The sequence below is a fragment of the Mesorhizobium sp. GbtcB19 genome, from assembly GCF_019091085.1.
Classification (GTDB): Bacteria; Pseudomonadota; Alphaproteobacteria; order Rhizobiales; family Rhizobiaceae; genus Mesorhizobium.
On the sequence record NZ_JAGXJY010000021.1, the window covers coordinates 41,135 to 58,179 of the forward strand.

The following is a 17,045-nucleotide window of genomic DNA, read 5'->3' on the forward strand; positions in this document are numbered from 1 at the left end:
CTCGAGCGACCTTAGAATGCGGGATCGAATTTTCGCCACGCGGCCACGGCCGCCTCGACCGCCTGCCGCGATGCCGGGCCGTGGCGGCCCATCGATACGAAGCCGTGGATCTGGCCCGGCCAGCGCCTGAGCGCAATCGGCACACCGTCCGCCTCCAGCCGTTGCGCGTAGGCTTCGCCCTCGTCGGCGAGGATGTCGTGACCGGCGATTGCAATGAAGGCCGGCGCGGCGCCGGCAAGGCTCTCGGCCTTGAGCGGCGAGACGCGCCAATCGCCGATGTCCGCGACGTCTCGCACATAGTGGTCGCGGAACCACGCCATGGTCGATGCGGTCAGCCCAAAACCCTCGCCGAAGCGGCGATAGCTATCAGTGGTCTGTGCCGCATCGGTGTTCGGGTAGAACAGCAATTGCGCCGTCAGCCTATGCCTGTCGTCGCGCGCGAGCAGGGCGAGCACGGCGGCGAGATTGCCGCCGGCGCTGTCGCCGGCGACGGCGATGCGCCGCGCGTCGATGCCGAGACCGTCAGCCGCATCACGGATGTAGGAGAGAGCGGCCCGGCAGTCCTCGAGCGCCGCCGGGAATTTGTGTTCCGGCGCCAGCCGGTAATCGGGCGAGACGACCACGCAAGCCGCCAGGTTGGCGAACCAGCGGCAGATCTCGCCGTGCGAATCGAGATTGCCAATCACCCAGCCGCCGCCATGCAAATAGAGCAGCGCGGGGGCGCCAGCCGCAGGCGCGCCCTGCCCGCGATAGAGGCGGAGGGTCAATGATCCGCCTGGCCCGGCAATAGCGCGATCAGCGACCGAGACGACCGCTTCACGCTCGCCCTGCAATTCGGGAAAGCCGTTGTCATAGGCGCGCCGAGCCTGTTGCGGCGTGCCTGTCTCGAAAGGCGGCTCGCTCGCCTGCCGGCCGAGATCGAGAACTTTTTGGGCTTGCGGATCGAGCGACACCGTCACGGTCCATCCTCAGGCGAGCAGGCTCGCCGCCTCGTCCTCGCCGAGCAGCTGCGGCTGGTCGACGGTCCCCACCACGGCAACCGAGCCGCGGCTTTCACCCGAAGCCAGGATAGCCTCCATGATCTCCAGCACGTGCAACGCAAGCTCGCCGGAAGCGCGCGGCCTCCTGCCTTCCGACAGCGACCGCGCCAGGTCGGCGACGCCAAGCATGCGGTAGTTGGCGCGGTTGGGGGCGGCGTAGGGCCAGTTGCGCGCGCCGTAGAGTTCGCCCTCGCTCTCAAAATCCTTCCAGTCGGTCCCGCCCGCGGATAGCGAGACGGTGCCGCCAAAAGTGTCCGGGTCGGGGAGCCTGAGCGACCCTTCCGTGCCGTGCAATTCGATCGGGTGGTTGGAATGCTTGAAGACGTCCCACGAGGCGCCAAAGGTTACGGTGGCGCCGGAACGGAATTCGAGTAGCGACAGGATGTTGGTCGGCGTGCCGACCCTGAAGCTGGTGTTCTTGTATGGACCCTCGGCGGTGATCAGCCGCTCCTCCTGGCCGCGCGTCGCCATAGCCATGACGCGAGCGACTGGACCGAGCAGGTTGACCAGCATCGTCAGGTAGTACGGCCCCATGTCGAACACCGGACCGCCGCCAGGCTGATAGTAGAATTGCGGATTGGGATGCCAGTGCTCCATGCCGCGCCCCATCATGAAGGCGGTGCCGGTCACGGCGCGGCCGATGGCGCCCTCGTCCATCAGGCGGCGCGCCCGCCTGCCGGCCGCACCAAGGAAGGTGTCGGGAGCCGAACCGATCAGCAACCCGCGCCTGGCGGCCTCGGCGACAAGCTTGCGGCCGTCGCTGGCCGAGGTCGCGAGAGGCTTTTCGGTGAAGACATGTTTTCCGGCCGAAAGCGCTGAATGGGAAATGTCGAAATGCACCGACGGAATTGTGAGGTTGAGGACGAGATCGACCTCGGGATCGGCCAGCAGCGCGTCGACGCCGAGCGGGCGGATGCCATATTCCTTGGCCCGAAGCGCAGCCATATCGGCGGAAATGTCGGCGCAGGCGCGCAATTCCACGCCGGAAAAAAGTGCCGCGTTGCGCAGATAGGTCATCGAGATGTTGCCGCATCCGATGACCCCGATACCGAGCTTCGCGCCTGATTTTGCGTGCATGTTCGTTCCAGCCTCCCAATTCGGCAGCGTTCCGGTCTATCTTCCCGCAGGCGCGGCGGACCGGTTTCCAGATTCGCTATACAGCATTTTAAATATTGACGCGCGTAAAATTTTTCGAGAGCATATGAAAATGCCGACGCAGCGTTGGAGACCGCCGGTCGTCAGGCTGTTCGTCCAGCGCCGGATCATCGAGGGTCTGATGCAGGGCGGTATCAAGGACTTGAAAGGATGAACGTGGAAGACCTCAAAGTCGGCTGCCAGACCTTCACCTGGGAAATGCTCGGCGACCGGTTCACCGGCGGCCCAGACGATCTCCTCAAGGCGATCGCCGATGGAGGCTATGCCGGCATCGAGATCACCGACAGGATGATCGGCCGCTATGCCGGCAAGCCGGCCGAGTTTGCGGCGGCGTTGACGTCGTCCGGCCTGACGCTCGTCTCCTTCGCATTCGGCTCGAACAGCGGCTTCACGCTGAAGGACCAGATCGGCGAGGACCTCGAAGCCGCCAAGCGCTGGATCGACTTTGCCGCCGCCTTCCCCAGAGCGCTGGTCTCGATGGGCTCTGCGACCGTCGTCTCCGACGGGCCGCGCGACGACAAGTTCGCCATTGCCGCCGAGGTCTACAACAAGGCCGGCGAGATCGGCCGCAAGGCCGGCGTCCAGGTTGCGGTGCATCCGAGCTCGCATCACAACACGCTGCTCTTCGACCGTGCCGATTACGACCGCATCTTCGGGCTGCTGGACGCCTCGCTGGTCGGCTGGGTGCCCGACACCGGCCACATCTTGCGCGGCCACTGCGATATGGCCGACACGCTCACCACCTATCGCGACCGCATCCGCTACGTGCATCTGAAGGACGTCGATGCGAACGGCACCTGGGCGATGCTCGGCAAGGGCATCTGCGACACGGCGAAGGTGATCGAGATCGCCAGTGCGGCGCCAAACTTCAACGGCTGGCTGGTGCTCGAGGAAGAGTCCGAAACCGCCGCCGCCGATCCGGCGGGCGCTGTCAAGACCAACCGCCAGACCATGCGCGGCTACGGAGCCTGAGACGATGATCGTCAAGCAAGACCGTCGCCTTCGTGTCGGTGTGCTCGGCTGCGGGCCGATCGCGCAATTCGCGCATCTGGAATCCTGCGTGAAGGCCGCCAATGCCGACCTCTACGCGATCTGCGACGCGGCGCCCGACCTGCTGGCACGCATGGGCGCGACCTACGAGCCGCGGAAGATGTATGGCGACTATGACGAGATGCTCGCCGACACTGAGCTCGAAGCGGTGATCGTCGCCACCTCGGACGCCTATCACGTGCCGATGTCGATCAAGGCGCTGGAAGCCGGCAAGCATGTGCTGTGCGAAAAGCCGATCGGCGTTTCGGTCGAGGAAGGCGAGAAGCTCGCCGAGGCCGTAAGGCGCTCCGGCAAGGTGCTGCAGGTTGGCCACATGAAACGCTTCGACCCGGCGCTGGAAGCGGCGCGCGATTTCGTCCGCGACGAGATGGGCGATATCCTGGCGCTCAAGGCCTGGTATTGCGATTCCACCCATCGCTACACCAACACCGATGCGGTGCAGCCGCTGCCCGTCACCAGCAAGCTGGCAAGGAAGCCAAGTGGCAATCCGAAGGCCGATCTCAGGCAGTATTTCATGCTGGCGCATGGCTCGCATCTGGTCGACACGGCGCGTTTCCTGTGCGGCGAGATCACGGCGGTGCGCGCGCGCCTCAACGAGCGCTTCGGCGCCTATTGCTGGTTCGTCGAGACGGAATTCGCCAATGGCGCGCTCGGCCATCTCGACCTCACCGTCGCCGTGCGTATGGACTGGCACGAAGGTTTTCAGCTCTATGGCGAGAACGGCTCGGTGATCGCCAAGACCTTCAATCCCTGGTATTTCCGTGCCAGCGAGGTCGACATCTTCCACGAGAAGGATGCGACCTCGCGCAAGCCGCTTGGCGCCGACGGCCATTTCTTCCGCCGCCAGTTGGAAGGCCTCGCCGACACCGTGCTTAACGGCGCGTCACAGCGCGGCGCCACTGTCGAGGATGGCCTTGCCTCGATCCGCGCCATGGTGGCGATCGCGCGCTCCGTCGAAAGCGGCGAGCGCGTCGAACTCGCCAGCGTCAGCGGAGCGGTCTGATGCAAATCGGGGTGTTCGCCAAGACCTTCCCGGGCAGCGAGCCGGCCGGCGTGCTGGCCGCCGTGCGGGAGGCGGGCTTTGCCGTCACCCAGTTCAATCTGGCCTGCGCCGGCCTGCCGTCGATGCCGGACGCGGTTTCCGACGACGCGATCCGCGCCATCGATGCCGCAGCCAAGGCTACGAGTGTCAGCCTCGTCGCGCTTTCGGGCACCTACAACATGGCGCATCCGGACACCCGGGTGCGAGCCGACGGGCTCGGGCGGCTGGCGATCATCATCGACACGGCGGCCAGGCTTTCGATCCCGCTCGTCACGCTCTGCACCGGAACGCGCAATGCCGAGGATCAGTGGGCACGCCACCCCGACAATGCCGATCCATCGGCCTGGGCCGACATGGCGCGCGAGATGGAAAAGGCATTGCTGATCGCCGAGCGCCACGGCGTCGATCTCGGCATCGAGCCGGAGCAGGCCAACATCGTCACCTCGGTCGAGGACGCGATGCGGCTGTTCTCCGAGATGGGCTCGAAGCGCCTGCGCATCGTGCTCGATCCGGCCAATCTGTTCGAACAGGCGACCGCGCAGACAGCGCGCGCCATCGTTGCCGACGCGGTCGAACGCACGGCGGGCCATGTGGCGCTGGCGCATGCCAAGGACCGCTTCGCCGACGGCCGCTTCGCCACCGCCGGGCAAGGCGTGGTCGACTTTGCCGATTTCATCGTCCGGATGAAGGCCACCGGCTTCGACGGACCGCTGGTCACGCACGGGCTGTCGGCCGAAGAGGCACCCGGCGTCGCCCGCTTCCTGAAAGAGCTCGTGTGATGGCGACGCTGTTGCGCGACGGAGCCAGGCTGCGCATTACCGACACGGGCGCGGGTCGTTCGGTCGTCTTCCAGCACGGCCTGGGCGGCGGCGAAGCGCAGGCCGCGCAGACATGTCCCGATGGCTTCCGGCGCATCACGCTCGAATGCCGCGGGCATGGCGGCTCCGGGCTCGGCGAGCGGCGGCCGTTCTCGTTCGAAATGTTCGCCGATGACGTTATTGCCGCCGCCGATCAGCTCGGGCTCGACCGCTTCGTTGCCGGCGGCGTCTCGATGGGCGCGGCGATTGCGCTGCGTCTTGCATACCGTTACCCGCGGCGCGTCACCGGCCTCATCCTGGTGCGGCCTGCATGGACTTTTTCCGCCGCGCCACAGAACATGCAGCCGATCGCCGAAGTCGCCGAACTCATCCTCGAACATGGGACCGACAAGGGTCGGAGGATGTTCGCGCAATCCGAGACCGCAACGCGCCTCTATCGCGAGGCGCCGGACAATCTTTCCTCGCTGCTCGGCTATTTCGACCGGCCCGACGCCAGTGCATTCGCGCAAGTGCTGGCCAACATCGCCGGCGACGGTCCCGGCGTTGGCGAACGCGACGCGGCCGCGCTCGACATTCCTGCACTGGTCGTCGGCAACGCGATGGATGCCGTGCACCCGTTGTCTTCAGCCTACACGCTTGCCGCCGCGATGCCGGACGCGGTCTTTGCCGAAATCACGCCGAAAGCGCGCGACAGCGCGAAGCATTTCAGCGATCTGCACCAGCACATCACCTCCTTCCTGCAAACGCATTCAAGCCTCCGGAGTCCCATTCCGTCATGATCGCCAAGCCTCTCTCCGGTCCAGCCGCCATCGCTGCCCTGCCCCGCAACCGGCTGATCGGCGAATTCTCGCTGTGGTCGGCGGACCTCGCCAACATGGAGCGCGACCTGAAGCGGATCGAAGCCCATGCCGACCTGCATCACATCGACGTGGCCGATGCCCGCTTCACGCCCGGCTTCCTGTTCTTCCCGGACCTGGTGGCGCGCATCGCTAAACTCACGGCAAAGCCGATCCACGTGCACCTGATGGTCGAGGCGGAAATCGTCGAGGCCCAGACGCGCCAGTTCATCGAAGCCGGCGCCGACCTCGTCACCATCCATGCCGAAAATGGCGAGGCGGGCCGGCGCGCCGTGCGGCTGGCGCGTGAACTCGGCGCCGAGGCCGGCGTGGTGCTGCGGCTGGAGACGCCGGTTTCCGCCATCGTTCCCTTCCTGCCGGACGTGGCCTTCGTGACGCTTCTCGGCACCTCGATCGGCGTCAAGGGGCAGAGCCTGTCCGAGCAAGCCTGCCCGCGCCTGATCGAAGCGCGCACGCTGATGCGGCAGGCAGGCCGCGAGGCCGATATCATCCTCGCCGCCGATGGCGGCATCCGCCACGAGACGGTGCCGCTGCTGCGCGCAGCCGGCGCCGACACCGTGGTGCTGGGATCGCTCGCCTTCGGCGATCCGGATTTGGCGCAGCGCATGGCCTGGCTGCACGGGCTGAAGGCCGCCGCCTGATGAGCACGCTCGCGCTGGCCTTCGATCTCGGCGGCACGGAGTTGCGCGGCGCGCTGGTCGAGCGCGGCGGCGAGGTCGTGGCGCGCGTCTCGGAACCGACGATGGCTGAAGCGGGATCGGAGGCGGTGATCGGCCGGATCATCGCGCTCGCCAACAAACTGCTGGACGACCACCCGCAGGCCAAGGTGCTCGGCATCGGCGCCTGCGCGCCGGGCCCGCTCGATCCCAAGGCAGGCATCGTCATCGGACCGCCGACACTCTCCGGCTGGCACAACGTGCCGATGATCGACATTCTCAGCCGGCAGTTCGGGTTGCCGGTGCGGCTGGAGAATGACGCCAATGCGGCGGCGCTGGGCGAATGGCGCTACGGCGCCGGGCGTGGCTCGGAATCGCTCGTCTTCGTCACCGTGTCGACCGGCATCGGCGGCGGCGTCATCGCCGACGGCCATATCTATCACGGACGGCGGGGGCTGGCCGCCGAGATCGGCCACATGACGATCACCGGCGAGGGCGACCGCTGCTTCTGCGGCAATGTCGGCTGCTTCGAGGCGGTCGCCTCCGGCACCGCGCTTGGACGCCGGGCGACACGGCTGACCGCGCCAGGCGATGGATCGCAGCTCCGGCGGCTTTCCAGCAACGGCGATGTTTCGGCTCGCCATGTCGTCGAGGCGGCGCGGATGGGCGATGCAGTCGCGCGCGACCTGGTCGAGGCCGAGGCGCATTGGCTCGGCATCGGCTTCACCAATCTTTTGCATCTCTACTCGCCCGAGGTGATCGTCATGGGTGGCGGGCTCTCGAACGGCTTCGACCTTCTGGCGCCGGGGATCCGGGCCACGATCAACGAGCGCGCCATGCAGGCCTATCGCGACGTGCCGGTGGTGCCGGCCGAGCTCGGCGACCGCGCCGGGCTGGTGGGCGCCGCCAGCCTTATCCTGTGGGAGGGCGAGCCGGGCACGGCGCTGTCGATGGTGCAGGACCAGGAGACAGGCGACGGGGCCAGCGGACCGGCCGGCGCCAGAGCCGGGTGATTTCGATAGAAATCGGGAGGCGCCGGCACCACTTTAATCTGCCTGGGTCGCGTCCAGCTCGACAGCTCAGGTGCGCTTGGGGATTTCCCTGTTCTCGAGCAGCAGCGTCAGCCCCATGGCGACGAAGTAGAGGGCCGCTACCCAGATGAACATCACGTTGAACCCGCTGGAGTAATGATCGAGCACCGACTCGCGGATCGCGGCGGGCAGGCCGGAGGCGATGTGTGGCGTCAGCCCGTTCAAACCCTGCGGCAACAGAGCGGCGGCCTCAGTGGGAAGCCCGGCGGTCTGCCGGTTCAAGGCCCAGATCATCACCGCGCCGTTCAGCGCCAGACCCAGCGACGCGCCGAGCGTGCGCGCCTGCGTGATCAGCGAGGTCACCGCGCCGATATCCTGCAGGGGTGCGGCTGCCTGGATCGCCACGATCAGCACCTGGAACTGCAGGCCCATTGAAATGCCGAATGTGGCCATCATCGCCGCCAGCACCCAGATCGGCGTGTGCTGGTTGATGAAGACAAAGCCTATCATCAGCAGGCCGCCCATGCCCATCGCCACCACCGGCATCCATTTGTAGCGTCCGGTCGCCGCAATCACCCTCCCGGCGACGATCGAGATGACCATCGACGTCAGCGACGCCGGCAGGAACAGGAAGCCGACTTCCGCTGGGCTGAGACCCGTCAGTGTCTGCATATAGAGGGCGAAGTAGAAGAACATGCCCAGCGTCACCGTTCCGGCGACCAGCGACACGCCCGAGACGATGCTGACGGTCGAAATGGCAAACAGCCGCAAGGGCACGATCGGCTCCTCGGCCCGGCGTTCAACCACGATGAACAAGGTAATGGCGACCAGCGCGAGCAGCGGCAGCGCGAAGGTGAAGACGTCCGGCCCGGACGGGTCGAGCACATGATAGCCCCAATAGACGATGGCCGTCGTGCCGATGGCCAGCAGTGCGCCGCCGAGATAATCGACATGGTGCTTCTTCCCGTTGAAGCGGCTGCGCATGGCGAATGCCAGCACCGCCATCACGATAATGCCGATCGGCAGATTGACCAGGAAGACCCAGCGCCAGCCGAACAGGCTGGTGATGTAGCCGCCGGCCAGCGGGCCGAGCACCGAGGACAGAGCGAAAACCGCCGAACTGTAGCCCTGGTATTTGGCGCGGTCGCGCGGCGAGAACAATTCGCCGATCATGGCGAAGGCCGAGACCATCAGGCCGCCGCCGCCGATGCCCTGGAGCACGCGCGCCGCGATCAGGCTTTCCATCGACCATGCCATGCCGCAGACCAGCGATCCCAGCAGGAACAGGCCGATCGCCGTCAGGACGACGTTCTTGCGGCCATACATATCGCCGAGCTTGCCGTAGAAAGGCGAGACCGCGGCGGTCGAGAGCAGATAGGCGGCACCCACCCAGCCGAACAGATGCAGATTGCCGAGCTCACCCGCAATGGTGGGCAAGGCGGTGACGACGATCTGCATGTCGATGGTGGCCATGAACATGGCAACGAGCGCGCCGCAATAGACGATCAGCGTCGTAAGATCGGGCCTGGCTTCGGCCTCCGCGGGCGGCGCATCCGGAAGCGTTGAGTCAATGCTCATGGGTATCTCCGACGTTGGGGCGGGTTTATGTGCCCATGGCAGATATATGTCAACATCAAATATATGCTACCAGCATGCAATTGACATCGGCATACATTTTTGCTAGCGCGCTTTGGGATGAGCAGCAACGATGCCGAGCCGGGCAAGCCCGACCGACTTTCAACCCCGCGCCAGACGCATGGCGATCAGGATCTCGCCGATCTGGCACGCAGCAATGGCCTGTCCGAAGCGGCAGCCGAAGCCGTCGCGGCCATCGACGCAGTGATGGGCAAGGTGCGGCGTTCGGTCCAGCGCCGGGATTTTGGCCGCTTGATTCTGGCCCGCATCGACCCCTCGCTGGAAGTGAGCCATCTCGATGCGATCATCGCGCTCAGCACGGTCGTCAGTGACATCCCACAGGACGAGGTGACGGTCGGCGTCATCGCCGAGCGCATGGGCATAGACCCCTCCCGCGCCAGCCGCATCTCCGCCGATCTGGTCGAGCGTGGCTACGCTTTGCGCGTCGCGTCGCAACTCGATGCCCGCCGCATTTGCCTCAGGCTGACCGCCAAGGGCGAGCGCCTGGTGAAGGCGGTGCGCCAGACCAAATGGCGGATTTTCGCCGGCGCGCTGGCGCAGTGGGACGAGCAGGACCTGGTGACGTTCGCCGCCCTGCTGGAACGCCTCGCGGCTTGGGCTATCGATGAGGCAGGGATGAGCAGGGCTGCCGATGCCGTCAAGCAGATGATGGACGAGACGGAGCCCGGGGCGCCCGAGGCGAAATAGGCGGCGCATTTGGGGCCTTGCCTCTCTTGACGTGACATCGCCGTCGCTTTGGTGAAATCCGCTGTTGCCGTCGTCGCGTCCGCCAATCTCCTAAAGTTGCCTCCAATTCCTGTTGCATTGCAGCACATTAAATCCACTGCGCTCTATTTTAATTCTTGACGTACGTAAAATTTTTCTCAACCATGCGGAAACGCTGGCGAGACATCCGCCAGCGCTCTGGGAGGAGCAATGCCTGGCATGGAAGAGACCCGAACCGGGTGCGCCTTGCGCGCGCCAGCCGGTTTTTCCAACGCAAGCGCAGGGGTCGCTTGCGTGCCGTCAGCCATGCCGTTCGCAGGACAACGAGCCGACAATCAAAAATCCGGAGGAGGAAGACTTATGCGCATGCGCATGTTCAATTGCCTGGCGATCGGCGCCAGCCTGCTTGCCACGACGCTTGCCGCCCATGCCGATGACGCGAAGGTCGCGGCGATCGTCAAAGGTCTCGACAATCCGTTCTTCCAGACCATGCAGCAGGGCATCGAGGAGCAGGCCAAGGCCGACAGCGTTGCGGTCACCGTGCAGGCCGCCGCCAATATGGGCGACGCCACCGGCCAGGCCGACCGGCTGACCGCGATGGCGTTGCAGGACTTCGATTGCTACCTGGTCAACCCGATCAGCGTCTCCAACCTTGTCCAGGCGCTGGTGCCGGTGGCCCAGAAGAAGAAGCCGATCATCAACATCGACTCGACCATCGACGCCGGGCAGGCCAAGGCCGCCGGCTTCTCCGTCTCGACCTATATCGGCACCGACAACGTTGCGGCCGGAGCGCTCGCCGGCGAAGAGATGCTGAAGCTGGTGCCGAAGGGTTCGAAGGTCGCGCTGGTCGCCGGCATCGTCGGCGACGTCGGCTCCAACGCCCGCATCAAGGGGTTCAAGCAGGCCGTCGAGGGCAAGCTCGACGTGGTGGTGATGGTGAGCGCCGACTGGGATCGCGAGAAGGCGCTGACCGCGGCCACCGACATCCTGGCGGCGCATCCCGACCTCGCCGGCTTCTTCGCCGCCAACGACATCATGGCGCTCGGCGTCGAGCGCGCCGTGCAGACATCTGGCAAGAACGTCAAGGTGATCGGCCTCGACGGCATCGTCGACGCGCTGAAATCGGTGGCGGCCGGCGAGCTCACCGCCACCGTCGCCCAATATCCGTATGTCGTCGGCGCCATGGGCGTCGAGGCCTGCAAGGCGGCGGTCAAGGGCAAGGAACTGCCCGCCAACGTGCCGGCGCCCGTGCTCTTGATCAACAAGGACAATGCCGAGGCCTCGCTGAAGAACTTCCCGCGCCCCGGCGGCGACTATCCCGATCCGTTGCGCGAGTTGTTGAAGTGAGCAATTCCGCCAACAACGCGCCCGCCGCCCACTCGGCGGGCGCACCGGAGGAGAGCCGTTCCTCCCTTGCGGCTCTCCTCCTCGATCCCTCTTTCTGGGCCGACTGGGCGTCCGTCGTCGGCCTGGTCGGACTGGTCATCATCTTCGGCATCGCCCAACCGGTCTTCCTCAGCGTCGCCAACCTGCAGGCGTTGCTGTTGGCGGCAGCCATCCTGGTGGTGCTGTCGATCGGCCAAACCTTCGTCGTGGCGACATCGGGCATCGACCTGTCGCTGGCGGCGGCGGTCATGCTGGGCGCCGTCATACTTGGCCTCGTCAATGCCGCCGGCCACGGCATCTTCATCGCTTGCGTGCTTTGCGTGCTGGCCACCAGCGCGCTGGGCTTCTTCAACGGCCTCATCATCACCGCAGGCAAAATCCCCGATTTCGTGGTGACGCTCGGCACATTGTCCGGCATCACCGGGCTTGGCCTGATCCTGTCGGGCGGCGAGCCGACCATGGTCGGTTCGACCTTCCTGCTCAAGCTCGCTTCCGGCTCGTTCGGGCCGTTCGGCTACCCGGTCTGGGTGGCGATCGCGGCCGTCGTCGTGGCCCATGTCGCGCTCTACCACACGCGCTTCGGCGTGCACCTGCTCGCTACCGGCGGCCAGACCGAAAGCGCAAGCGCGCTCGGCATCCGCACCGGCCGTGTCAAGATTGCCGCCTACACCATTTCGGGCCTCTGCGCCGGCATCGCGGCCATTCTGCTGGTGGCGCGCATCGGCTCGGCCGAGCCGCTGATCAACACCAGCCTGCTGCTGAACTCGGTGGCCGCGGTGGTGCTGGGCGGCGTCAGCCTGTTCGGCGGCCGCGCCAGCATATTGGGTCCAGCGATCGGCGCGCTGATGCTCACCGCGCTGGTCAACGGGCTGACGCTGCTCAGCGTCTCGGCCTTCTATCAACCGCTTGCCGTGGGCGCCATCGTGGTGTTGGCGGCGCTGATCATGCGGTACCAGAAATGAGCGCCGTGCCGCCCTTCTCCGCCTCGGACGCGATCATCGCCTGCCAGGGCCTGAGCAAGCATTTCGGTGGCGTGCGCGCCTTCACCGATGTCGCCTTCCAGGCACGCCGCGGCGAGGTCACCGCCGTCATCGGCGACAATGGCGCCGGCAAGTCGACGCTGATCCGCTGCCTGGTCGGCGTGCATGTTCCCGATGGCGGCTCTATCGTCTTCGACGGCCACGAACACCCGTTCTCCAACCCGGACGGCGCGCGCAAGGCCGGCATCGAGACCGTGCACCAGAACCTGGCGCTGATCGACGAACTGACGGTGGCGCAGAATCTGTTCCTCAACCGCGAGATCGTGCGGCGCATCGGCCCTTTCACGCTTCTCGACCGCAAGGCGATGAGAACACAGGCGCGCGCGATGCTGTCACGGCTGTCGATCAATGTGCCGTCGATCAACCAGCGTGTGCGCCGCCTGTCGGGCGGCCAAAGGCAGGCCATATCGATCTGCCGCGCCGTCGGCTCCGGCGCCAAGCTGGTGGTCATGGACGAACCGACGGCGGCGCTCGGCGTGCAGGAAACGGCAAACGTCGAGGCGCTGATCCGACGTCTTCGCGAACAATCGGTCTCGGTCATCCTGGTCAGCCACAATTTCGATCAGGTGCGCCGCCTGTCGGACCAGATTTGGGTGATGCGCGCGGGCAGGATGGCCGCGACCGTTCGGGCATCCGAAACATCGGGCAACGAGCTCGTCGCGCTGGTCACCGGCGCGGCGTGATCCGCTTATGAGATCAATGGCTGGCCGCCGGCGCGGCCAGCATCGGGCATAATTCGAAGGAGTTCGCCGTGGCACCACTTCGTGTCGGTCTTGTCGGTCTTGGAGAGGTCGCGCAGTCGATCCATCTGCCTGTTCTGGCCGACCAGCGCGACCGCTGGACGATAGCGGGAGCCTATGATGTCTCGCCCAGCCTGGTGGCGCTCGTCACGTCGGAGTATGCGACGGCGAAAACCTTCGACAGCGCCGAGGCGCTGATCAATTCGCCCGACATCGACGTGGTGTTCGTGCTCTCGTCCGACGACACCCACGGCCGCTTCGTGCGCGCCGCAATCGAAGCCGACAAGCACATCCTCCTGGAAAAACCCGCCTGCCTCACGGTGCGCGAGATCGACGAATTGCTGGCGCTGATGCCGGCCTACAGGAAGACGCTGTTCGTCGGGTATATGCGCCGCTACGCGCCGGCCTATCTCAAGGCCAGGGACGAACTACCCGACCACGCCGACATCACCCATGTCCGCATCTTCGACCTGATCTCGGAGGGCCGGCATTTCCTGAAGAAGAGCCAGAACGTCCTCTATCCCCGGGATATCGACCCCGCCCTTCTGGCGCACGGCGCCAGGGAGCGGGACGCGCGGATCCGCGAGGTGGTGGGCGCCGACGCGCCCGCCGATCTGGTGCGCGCCTATCGCGGTCTGACCGCGCTCTCCTCGCACCACATCTCGGCCATGCGCGGGCTGATCGGCGAGCCGTCACGCGTGATCGCCGCGCACCGGACCAATGGCGGCGCCAACACATCCGTCACCTTCGACTACGGCCATTTCGCCTGTCTCTACGATGCAGTTGTCGACGATCTCGGCCTGTTCGACGCCATGATCGAGGTGCGCTCCAACACCAGGCGCGTGCGCATCATCTATGACACGCCCTATATCCGCAGCCTGCCGACCCGGCTGGAGGTGACCGATGCCGGCCCGCTCGGCCCGGTGACGAAGACGTTCGGGCCGCTCTATGGCGACGCCTTCTCCAACGAGCTCGAGACGTTCCATCGCCACATCGTCGAAGGCACCAAGCCGCTCACCGACCTGGCGGACTCGCGCCGCGACCTGGCGCTGATGGCCGAGATCGTCGAGCGGATGAGGCTGAGCGAAACCGCCGGCTTTAAAGCCGGATCGGCGATTTAGAGGAGCCACTCTCGATGCCGACAAGAGCGAGCGAGCGCAACGGGTCAGACATACATCACCCTGGCTCGCGTCTTCTCGAGCTGGCTCCGTATCGGGCCAGGCAGGCCATCGTCGGTGATCACCACATCGACGCTCGACAGCGAGAATGCCTTGGAAGTGCCGCTGACGCCCCATTTGCTCGAATCGGCGAGGAGGACGACGCGCCGGCCCATGCGCACGAGGTATCGCTTCGTTCGCGCCATGTCTTCGTTCACATCGACCACATCGAGCGAAGAGTCGATCGCATGCGCTCCAACAAAAACCTGATGCGCCACCATGCCGCTGAGTGCGGTGTCGGCATCGGTGATCAGCGTGCTCACCGTGTCGGGGAAGACCCGGCCACCGATCATATGCACGTCGAGCCCGGGACGATGCATCAGATGCTGCACGATGTTCATGCCCGTGGCCGCGACCACGACATTGCTGAGCGGCGGTAACTGCATGGCGACCTGCATCAGCGTCGAACCGCCGTCGAAGATGACCGATTGGTTGTCTTCGAACAGCTCGACCGCCGCTCGGGCGATGCGTTTCTTCGCCTCGAGGTTGGTTTGCATCCGCCGGGCGAAGGCGGCGGTGGTGGAATCGGTGGTCCGGGTCACCGCTCCGCCACGGGTCTTGGTCAGCAGTCCCTTGCGGTCCAGGATCTCGAGGTCGGAGCGCACCGTGACTTCCGACACGCCAAAACCGTCCGACAGGTCCTTCGTGCGAACCTGGCCGCTGCGTTGCACCTCGCTCAGGATCGATTGGCGTCTCTGCTCCGACAACATTGCCCTGCCCTTGCCTCCCTGCGCCAAAGCAACCGCTCTGGCCTCGGCTCACCTTACCAAAAATATGCAAATTCGAAAGCTTTCGAAAGATTGCTTTTCTTATTTCTTTCGCAAACACTGAGTTCAGGATTTCGAAGTCAAACGATTGGGAAATTTTGCACTCATGAGCCTAGGAACCAAAGTGCGTCTTGCGCGCCTCTTCTCGCATCCATCGGGGAATCTTTTTGGCGGCGCGGTCGACCACTTCGTCGGCTATGGCGACGTGCGCAAAGGCGGCCTCGCCGACCTGCCGGGCGCGCTGGCGCGAGTCATGGCGGGCAAACCCGATTACGTCAGCATCCAGCCCGGCACGGCGCGCCATCTGTGGCCGCAATATGCGGGCAAGGCTTCCCTGGTGATCCAGGCGGGCTGCTTCACGCCGGACGATCGCATCAGCGAGTTGATCGCAACGCCCGAGGACGCAGTGCGCGCCGGCGCCGATGCGCTGGCCGTGGCCATCCCGGTGCGCGGTGCGACCGAAGGCAAATACATTCGCTGGCTGACCGATTCAGTGAATGCGGCGGCCCGCTACGGCATGCCGGTGGTGGCGCATATCTATCCTCGCGATTTCACCGACGGTGCAAAGATCGTCTTCACCCCCGACGAGATCGCCTATGCGGCGCGCATCGGCTACGAGTCCGGCGTCGACGTGATCAAGATCGGCTACACTGGCGATTTCGAGTCGTTCCGGGAGACTGTGCGAACCTGCCCGGTGCCGGTCGTCATCGCGGGCGGGCCGAAGACCGATACGCTGCTCGGCGCGCTTCAGCAGACGGCGGACGCCATCCGTGCCGGCGCGCGCGGCGCCGTGGTGGGCCGCAATCTCTGGGGGCATGGCGATCCGCAGAAGGCGGCGCTTGCCTTTCGGGGCGTCATCCATGACGGCCTGTCGGCGCAAGACGCCCTGGCGAAGGCGGGTGCCTGACCGATGCCCACCGTCCCTTCAATCCTCGGCTTCGGCGCTATCGCGATAGACGACATCGTCTATGTCGATCAGCCGTTGTCGGCGGGCAAGGGGAAGGTTCTGCAAACTACGCGCGCTTTCGGCGGAAATGTCGCGACGGCGCTGGCCGCCGTGGCGCGGCTTGGCGGAAGCGCCGGGTTCATCGGATGGCTGGGCAATGCGGCGGACGACGCCGTGCTGTGCGATCTCATCGAGAGCGGTGTTGAAACCGCATTCGCGCCGCGCCACCCCGACGCGCGACCGGTGCGTTCGCGCATCACCGTCGGCGCGGACGGGGAGCGGTTCATCGCGTATGACGACGAAGCGATGCTGGGCACCGCGCCGGACTTTCCGGACGAGATCCTCAGCCGCGCGACTGTCCTGATCGTCGACAGCTACGCGATCCGCTCGCTGGATGTCGTGGCCCGGGCGCGCGATCTCGGCCTCGCGATCCTCGGCGACATCGAATGGAGCGCCGGGCCGGCCACCGATAGGCTGATCGAGCTCTGCGACCATCTCATTCTTCCGCTCGGCTTTGCACGGACGGCAACGGACCGCCGATCGCCCGCCGAGATCCTCGATGCATTGTGGTTGCCGTCGCGGACCGCCGTGGTTCTGACCGATGGCGGCAGGGGCGTCTACTATCGCGGCCGCGACGAGACGGGTCTCTGGCACTTGCCTCCGCAACAGGTTGCCGTCGTCGATTCGACCGGCGCCGGCGATTGCTTCCATGGGGCCTATGCGCACGCATTGACGCGCGGCACCGACATCGCCGGCCGGGTCGCATTCGCGGCCGCGGCCGCGGCTCTCTCGATCACCGGGCACGGCGGGCGCGAGGCGCTCCCGACCGACGACCAGGTCACGGAACTCCTGGCATCGGCGAACGCTCCGTCGGCGGCCGAACTCAAATATGCGCAGCGCGATACCGCAACATAGCCTGACACTATCCGAGGAATATTT

At 65.7% G+C, this 17,045-nt stretch carries 18 protein-coding genes; 14 read left to right on the top strand and 4 right to left on the bottom strand.

Annotation, left to right across the window (positions count from 1 at the left end; all coding sequences use genetic code 11):
- Positions 1 to 11: 11 nt before the first annotated feature.
- Together KVT37_RS26780 and KVT37_RS26785 are read right to left on the bottom strand one after the other, a co-directional pair.
- Positions 12 to 959 (bottom strand): alpha/beta hydrolase, encoded by a 948-nt coding sequence (locus KVT37_RS26780; protein WP_217578019.1) that lies wholly within the window; start codon positions 957 to 959, stop codon positions 12 to 14.
- Between the two features lie 9 nt (positions 960 to 968).
- Entirely contained in the window at positions 969 to 2,117 is a 1,149-nt protein-coding gene (locus tag KVT37_RS26785; protein WP_217578020.1) for a Gfo/Idh/MocA family protein, read from the bottom strand.
- On the opposite strand from KVT37_RS26785, the gene KVT37_RS26790 reads away from it, so the two are divergent.
- Genes KVT37_RS26790 through KVT37_RS26820 form a run of 7 tightly spaced genes read left to right on the top strand, consistent with a single transcriptional unit; the run spans position 2,116 to position 7,631 of the window.
- Positions 2,116 to 2,349 carry a hypothetical protein gene (locus tag KVT37_RS26790; protein WP_217578021.1) on the top strand — a complete coding sequence of 78 codons (234 nt, stop codon included), beginning with the start codon at positions 2,116 to 2,118 and terminating at the stop codon, positions 2,347 to 2,349. The two genes, KVT37_RS26785 and KVT37_RS26790, sit on opposite strands and share 2 nt — an antisense overlap.
- Positions 2,346 to 3,167, top strand: a complete 822-nt coding sequence (locus tag KVT37_RS26795) for a sugar phosphate isomerase/epimerase (RefSeq protein ID WP_217578022.1) — start codon at positions 2,346 to 2,348, stop codon at positions 3,165 to 3,167. Before KVT37_RS26790 ends, KVT37_RS26795 begins: the two co-directional genes overlap by 4 nt.
- A gap of 4 nt (positions 3,168 to 3,171) precedes the next feature.
- Positions 3,172 to 4,248 (top strand): Gfo/Idh/MocA family protein, encoded by a 1,077-nt coding sequence (locus KVT37_RS26800; RefSeq protein WP_217578023.1) that lies wholly within the window; start codon positions 3,172 to 3,174, stop codon positions 4,246 to 4,248.
- The gene (locus KVT37_RS26805) at positions 4,248 to 5,066 is read left to right on the top strand and encodes a sugar phosphate isomerase/epimerase (RefSeq protein WP_217578024.1); all 819 of its coding nucleotides are present in this window, start codon (positions 4,248 to 4,250) and stop codon (positions 5,064 to 5,066) included. Before KVT37_RS26800 ends, KVT37_RS26805 begins: the two co-directional genes overlap by 1 nt.
- Entirely contained in the window at positions 5,066 to 5,884 is an 819-nt protein-coding gene (locus KVT37_RS26810) for an alpha/beta fold hydrolase (protein ID WP_217578025.1), read from the top strand. The genes KVT37_RS26805 and KVT37_RS26810 overlap by 1 nt, the downstream gene beginning before the upstream one ends.
- Positions 5,881 to 6,603, top strand: a complete 723-nt coding sequence (locus KVT37_RS26815) for a ribulose-phosphate 3-epimerase (RefSeq protein WP_217578026.1) — start codon at positions 5,881 to 5,883, stop codon at positions 6,601 to 6,603. The genes KVT37_RS26810 and KVT37_RS26815 overlap by 4 nt, the downstream gene beginning before the upstream one ends.
- A complete protein-coding gene (locus tag KVT37_RS26820; protein ID WP_217578027.1) occupies positions 6,603 to 7,631 on the top strand; it encodes an ROK family protein in 1,029 nt (342 codons plus the stop codon). Before KVT37_RS26815 ends, KVT37_RS26820 begins: the two co-directional genes overlap by 1 nt.
- Positions 7,632 to 7,697: 66 nt before the next feature.
- Here the strand turns inward: KVT37_RS26820 and KVT37_RS26825 are convergent, their stop codons facing one another.
- A complete protein-coding gene (locus tag KVT37_RS26825) occupies positions 7,698 to 9,227 on the bottom strand; it encodes an MDR family MFS transporter (RefSeq protein ID WP_217578028.1) in 1,530 nt (509 codons plus the stop codon).
- 117 nt (positions 9,228 to 9,344) lie between these two features.
- Here KVT37_RS26825 and KVT37_RS26830 point away from each other — a divergent pair, with 117 nt between their 5' ends.
- From KVT37_RS26830 to KVT37_RS26850, 5 genes are all read left to right on the top strand, one after another.
- A complete protein-coding gene (locus KVT37_RS26830; RefSeq protein ID WP_217578029.1) occupies positions 9,345 to 9,992 on the top strand; it encodes a MarR family winged helix-turn-helix transcriptional regulator in 648 nt (215 codons plus the stop codon).
- A gap of 384 nt (positions 9,993 to 10,376) precedes the next feature.
- Positions 10,377 to 11,357, top strand: a complete 981-nt coding sequence (locus KVT37_RS26835; protein ID WP_217578062.1) for a substrate-binding domain-containing protein — start codon at positions 10,377 to 10,379, stop codon at positions 11,355 to 11,357.
- Complete coding sequence (locus tag KVT37_RS26840; RefSeq protein WP_217578030.1) at positions 11,354 to 12,358, top strand: ABC transporter permease; 1,005 nt, start codon at positions 11,354 to 11,356, stop codon at positions 12,356 to 12,358. Before KVT37_RS26835 ends, KVT37_RS26840 begins: the two co-directional genes overlap by 4 nt.
- Positions 12,355 to 13,119 (top strand): ATP-binding cassette domain-containing protein, encoded by a 765-nt coding sequence (locus KVT37_RS26845; protein WP_217578031.1) that lies wholly within the window; start codon positions 12,355 to 12,357, stop codon positions 13,117 to 13,119. Before KVT37_RS26840 ends, KVT37_RS26845 begins: the two co-directional genes overlap by 4 nt.
- A gap of 68 nt (positions 13,120 to 13,187) precedes the next feature.
- Positions 13,188 to 14,297 (top strand): Gfo/Idh/MocA family protein, encoded by a 1,110-nt coding sequence (locus KVT37_RS26850; RefSeq protein WP_217578032.1) that lies wholly within the window; start codon positions 13,188 to 13,190, stop codon positions 14,295 to 14,297.
- Positions 14,298 to 14,341: 44 nt separating this feature from the next.
- Here the strand turns inward: KVT37_RS26850 and KVT37_RS26855 are convergent, their stop codons facing one another.
- Entirely contained in the window at positions 14,342 to 15,103 is a 762-nt protein-coding gene (locus tag KVT37_RS26855; protein WP_217578033.1) for a DeoR/GlpR family DNA-binding transcription regulator, read from the bottom strand.
- Positions 15,104 to 15,266: 163 nt separating this feature from the next.
- Between KVT37_RS26855 and KVT37_RS26860 the strand changes: the two genes are divergently transcribed.
- Together KVT37_RS26860 and KVT37_RS26865 are read left to right on the top strand one after the other, a co-directional pair.
- A complete protein-coding gene (locus tag KVT37_RS26860; protein ID WP_010914679.1) occupies positions 15,267 to 16,067 on the top strand; it encodes a class I fructose-bisphosphate aldolase in 801 nt (266 codons plus the stop codon).
- A 3-nt stretch (positions 16,068 to 16,070) separates the two neighbouring features.
- Positions 16,071 to 17,021 carry a PfkB family carbohydrate kinase gene (locus tag KVT37_RS26865; RefSeq protein ID WP_217578034.1) on the top strand — a complete coding sequence of 317 codons (951 nt, stop codon included), beginning with the start codon at positions 16,071 to 16,073 and terminating at the stop codon, positions 17,019 to 17,021.
- Positions 17,022 to 17,045 lie beyond the last annotated feature (24 nt).

Excerpts from the sequence above, each read along its gene's own strand:
- KVT37_RS26805 (WP_217578024.1), top strand. The coding sequence starts at position 4,248 with ATGCAAATCGGGGTGTTCGCCAAGACCTTCCCGGGCAGCGAGCCGGCC.
- KVT37_RS26785 (WP_217578020.1), bottom strand. The coding sequence starts at position 2,117 with ATGCACGCAAAATCAGGCGCGAAGCTCGGTATCGGGGTCATCGGATGC.
- KVT37_RS26795 (WP_217578022.1), top strand. The coding sequence starts at position 2,346 with ATGAACGTGGAAGACCTCAAAGTCGGCTGCCAGACCTTCACCTGGGAA.
- KVT37_RS26810 (WP_217578025.1), top strand. The coding sequence starts at position 5,066 with ATGGCGACGCTGTTGCGCGACGGAGCCAGGCTGCGCATTACCGACACG.
- KVT37_RS26815 (WP_217578026.1), top strand. The coding sequence starts at position 5,881 with ATGATCGCCAAGCCTCTCTCCGGTCCAGCCGCCATCGCTGCCCTGCCC.
- KVT37_RS26830 (WP_217578029.1), top strand. The coding sequence starts at position 9,345 with ATGAGCAGCAACGATGCCGAGCCGGGCAAGCCCGACCGACTTTCAACC.
- KVT37_RS26855 (WP_217578033.1), bottom strand. The coding sequence starts at position 15,103 with ATGTTGTCGGAGCAGAGACGCCAATCGATCCTGAGCGAGGTGCAACGC.
- KVT37_RS26865 (WP_217578034.1), top strand. The coding sequence starts at position 16,071 with ATGCCCACCGTCCCTTCAATCCTCGGCTTCGGCGCTATCGCGATAGAC.
- KVT37_RS26820 (WP_217578027.1), top strand. The coding sequence starts at position 6,603 with ATGAGCACGCTCGCGCTGGCCTTCGATCTCGGCGGCACGGAGTTGCGC.
- KVT37_RS26845 (WP_217578031.1), top strand. The coding sequence starts at position 12,355 with ATGAGCGCCGTGCCGCCCTTCTCCGCCTCGGACGCGATCATCGCCTGC.
- KVT37_RS26825 (WP_217578028.1), bottom strand. The coding sequence starts at position 9,227 with ATGAGCATTGACTCAACGCTTCCGGATGCGCCGCCCGCGGAGGCCGAA.
- KVT37_RS26800 (WP_217578023.1), top strand. The coding sequence starts at position 3,172 with ATGATCGTCAAGCAAGACCGTCGCCTTCGTGTCGGTGTGCTCGGCTGC.
- KVT37_RS26835 (WP_217578062.1), top strand. The coding sequence starts at position 10,377 with ATGCGCATGTTCAATTGCCTGGCGATCGGCGCCAGCCTGCTTGCCACG.
- KVT37_RS26790 (WP_217578021.1), top strand. The coding sequence starts at position 2,116 with ATGTTCGTTCCAGCCTCCCAATTCGGCAGCGTTCCGGTCTATCTTCCC.
- KVT37_RS26860 (WP_010914679.1), top strand. The coding sequence starts at position 15,267 with ATGAGCCTAGGAACCAAAGTGCGTCTTGCGCGCCTCTTCTCGCATCCA.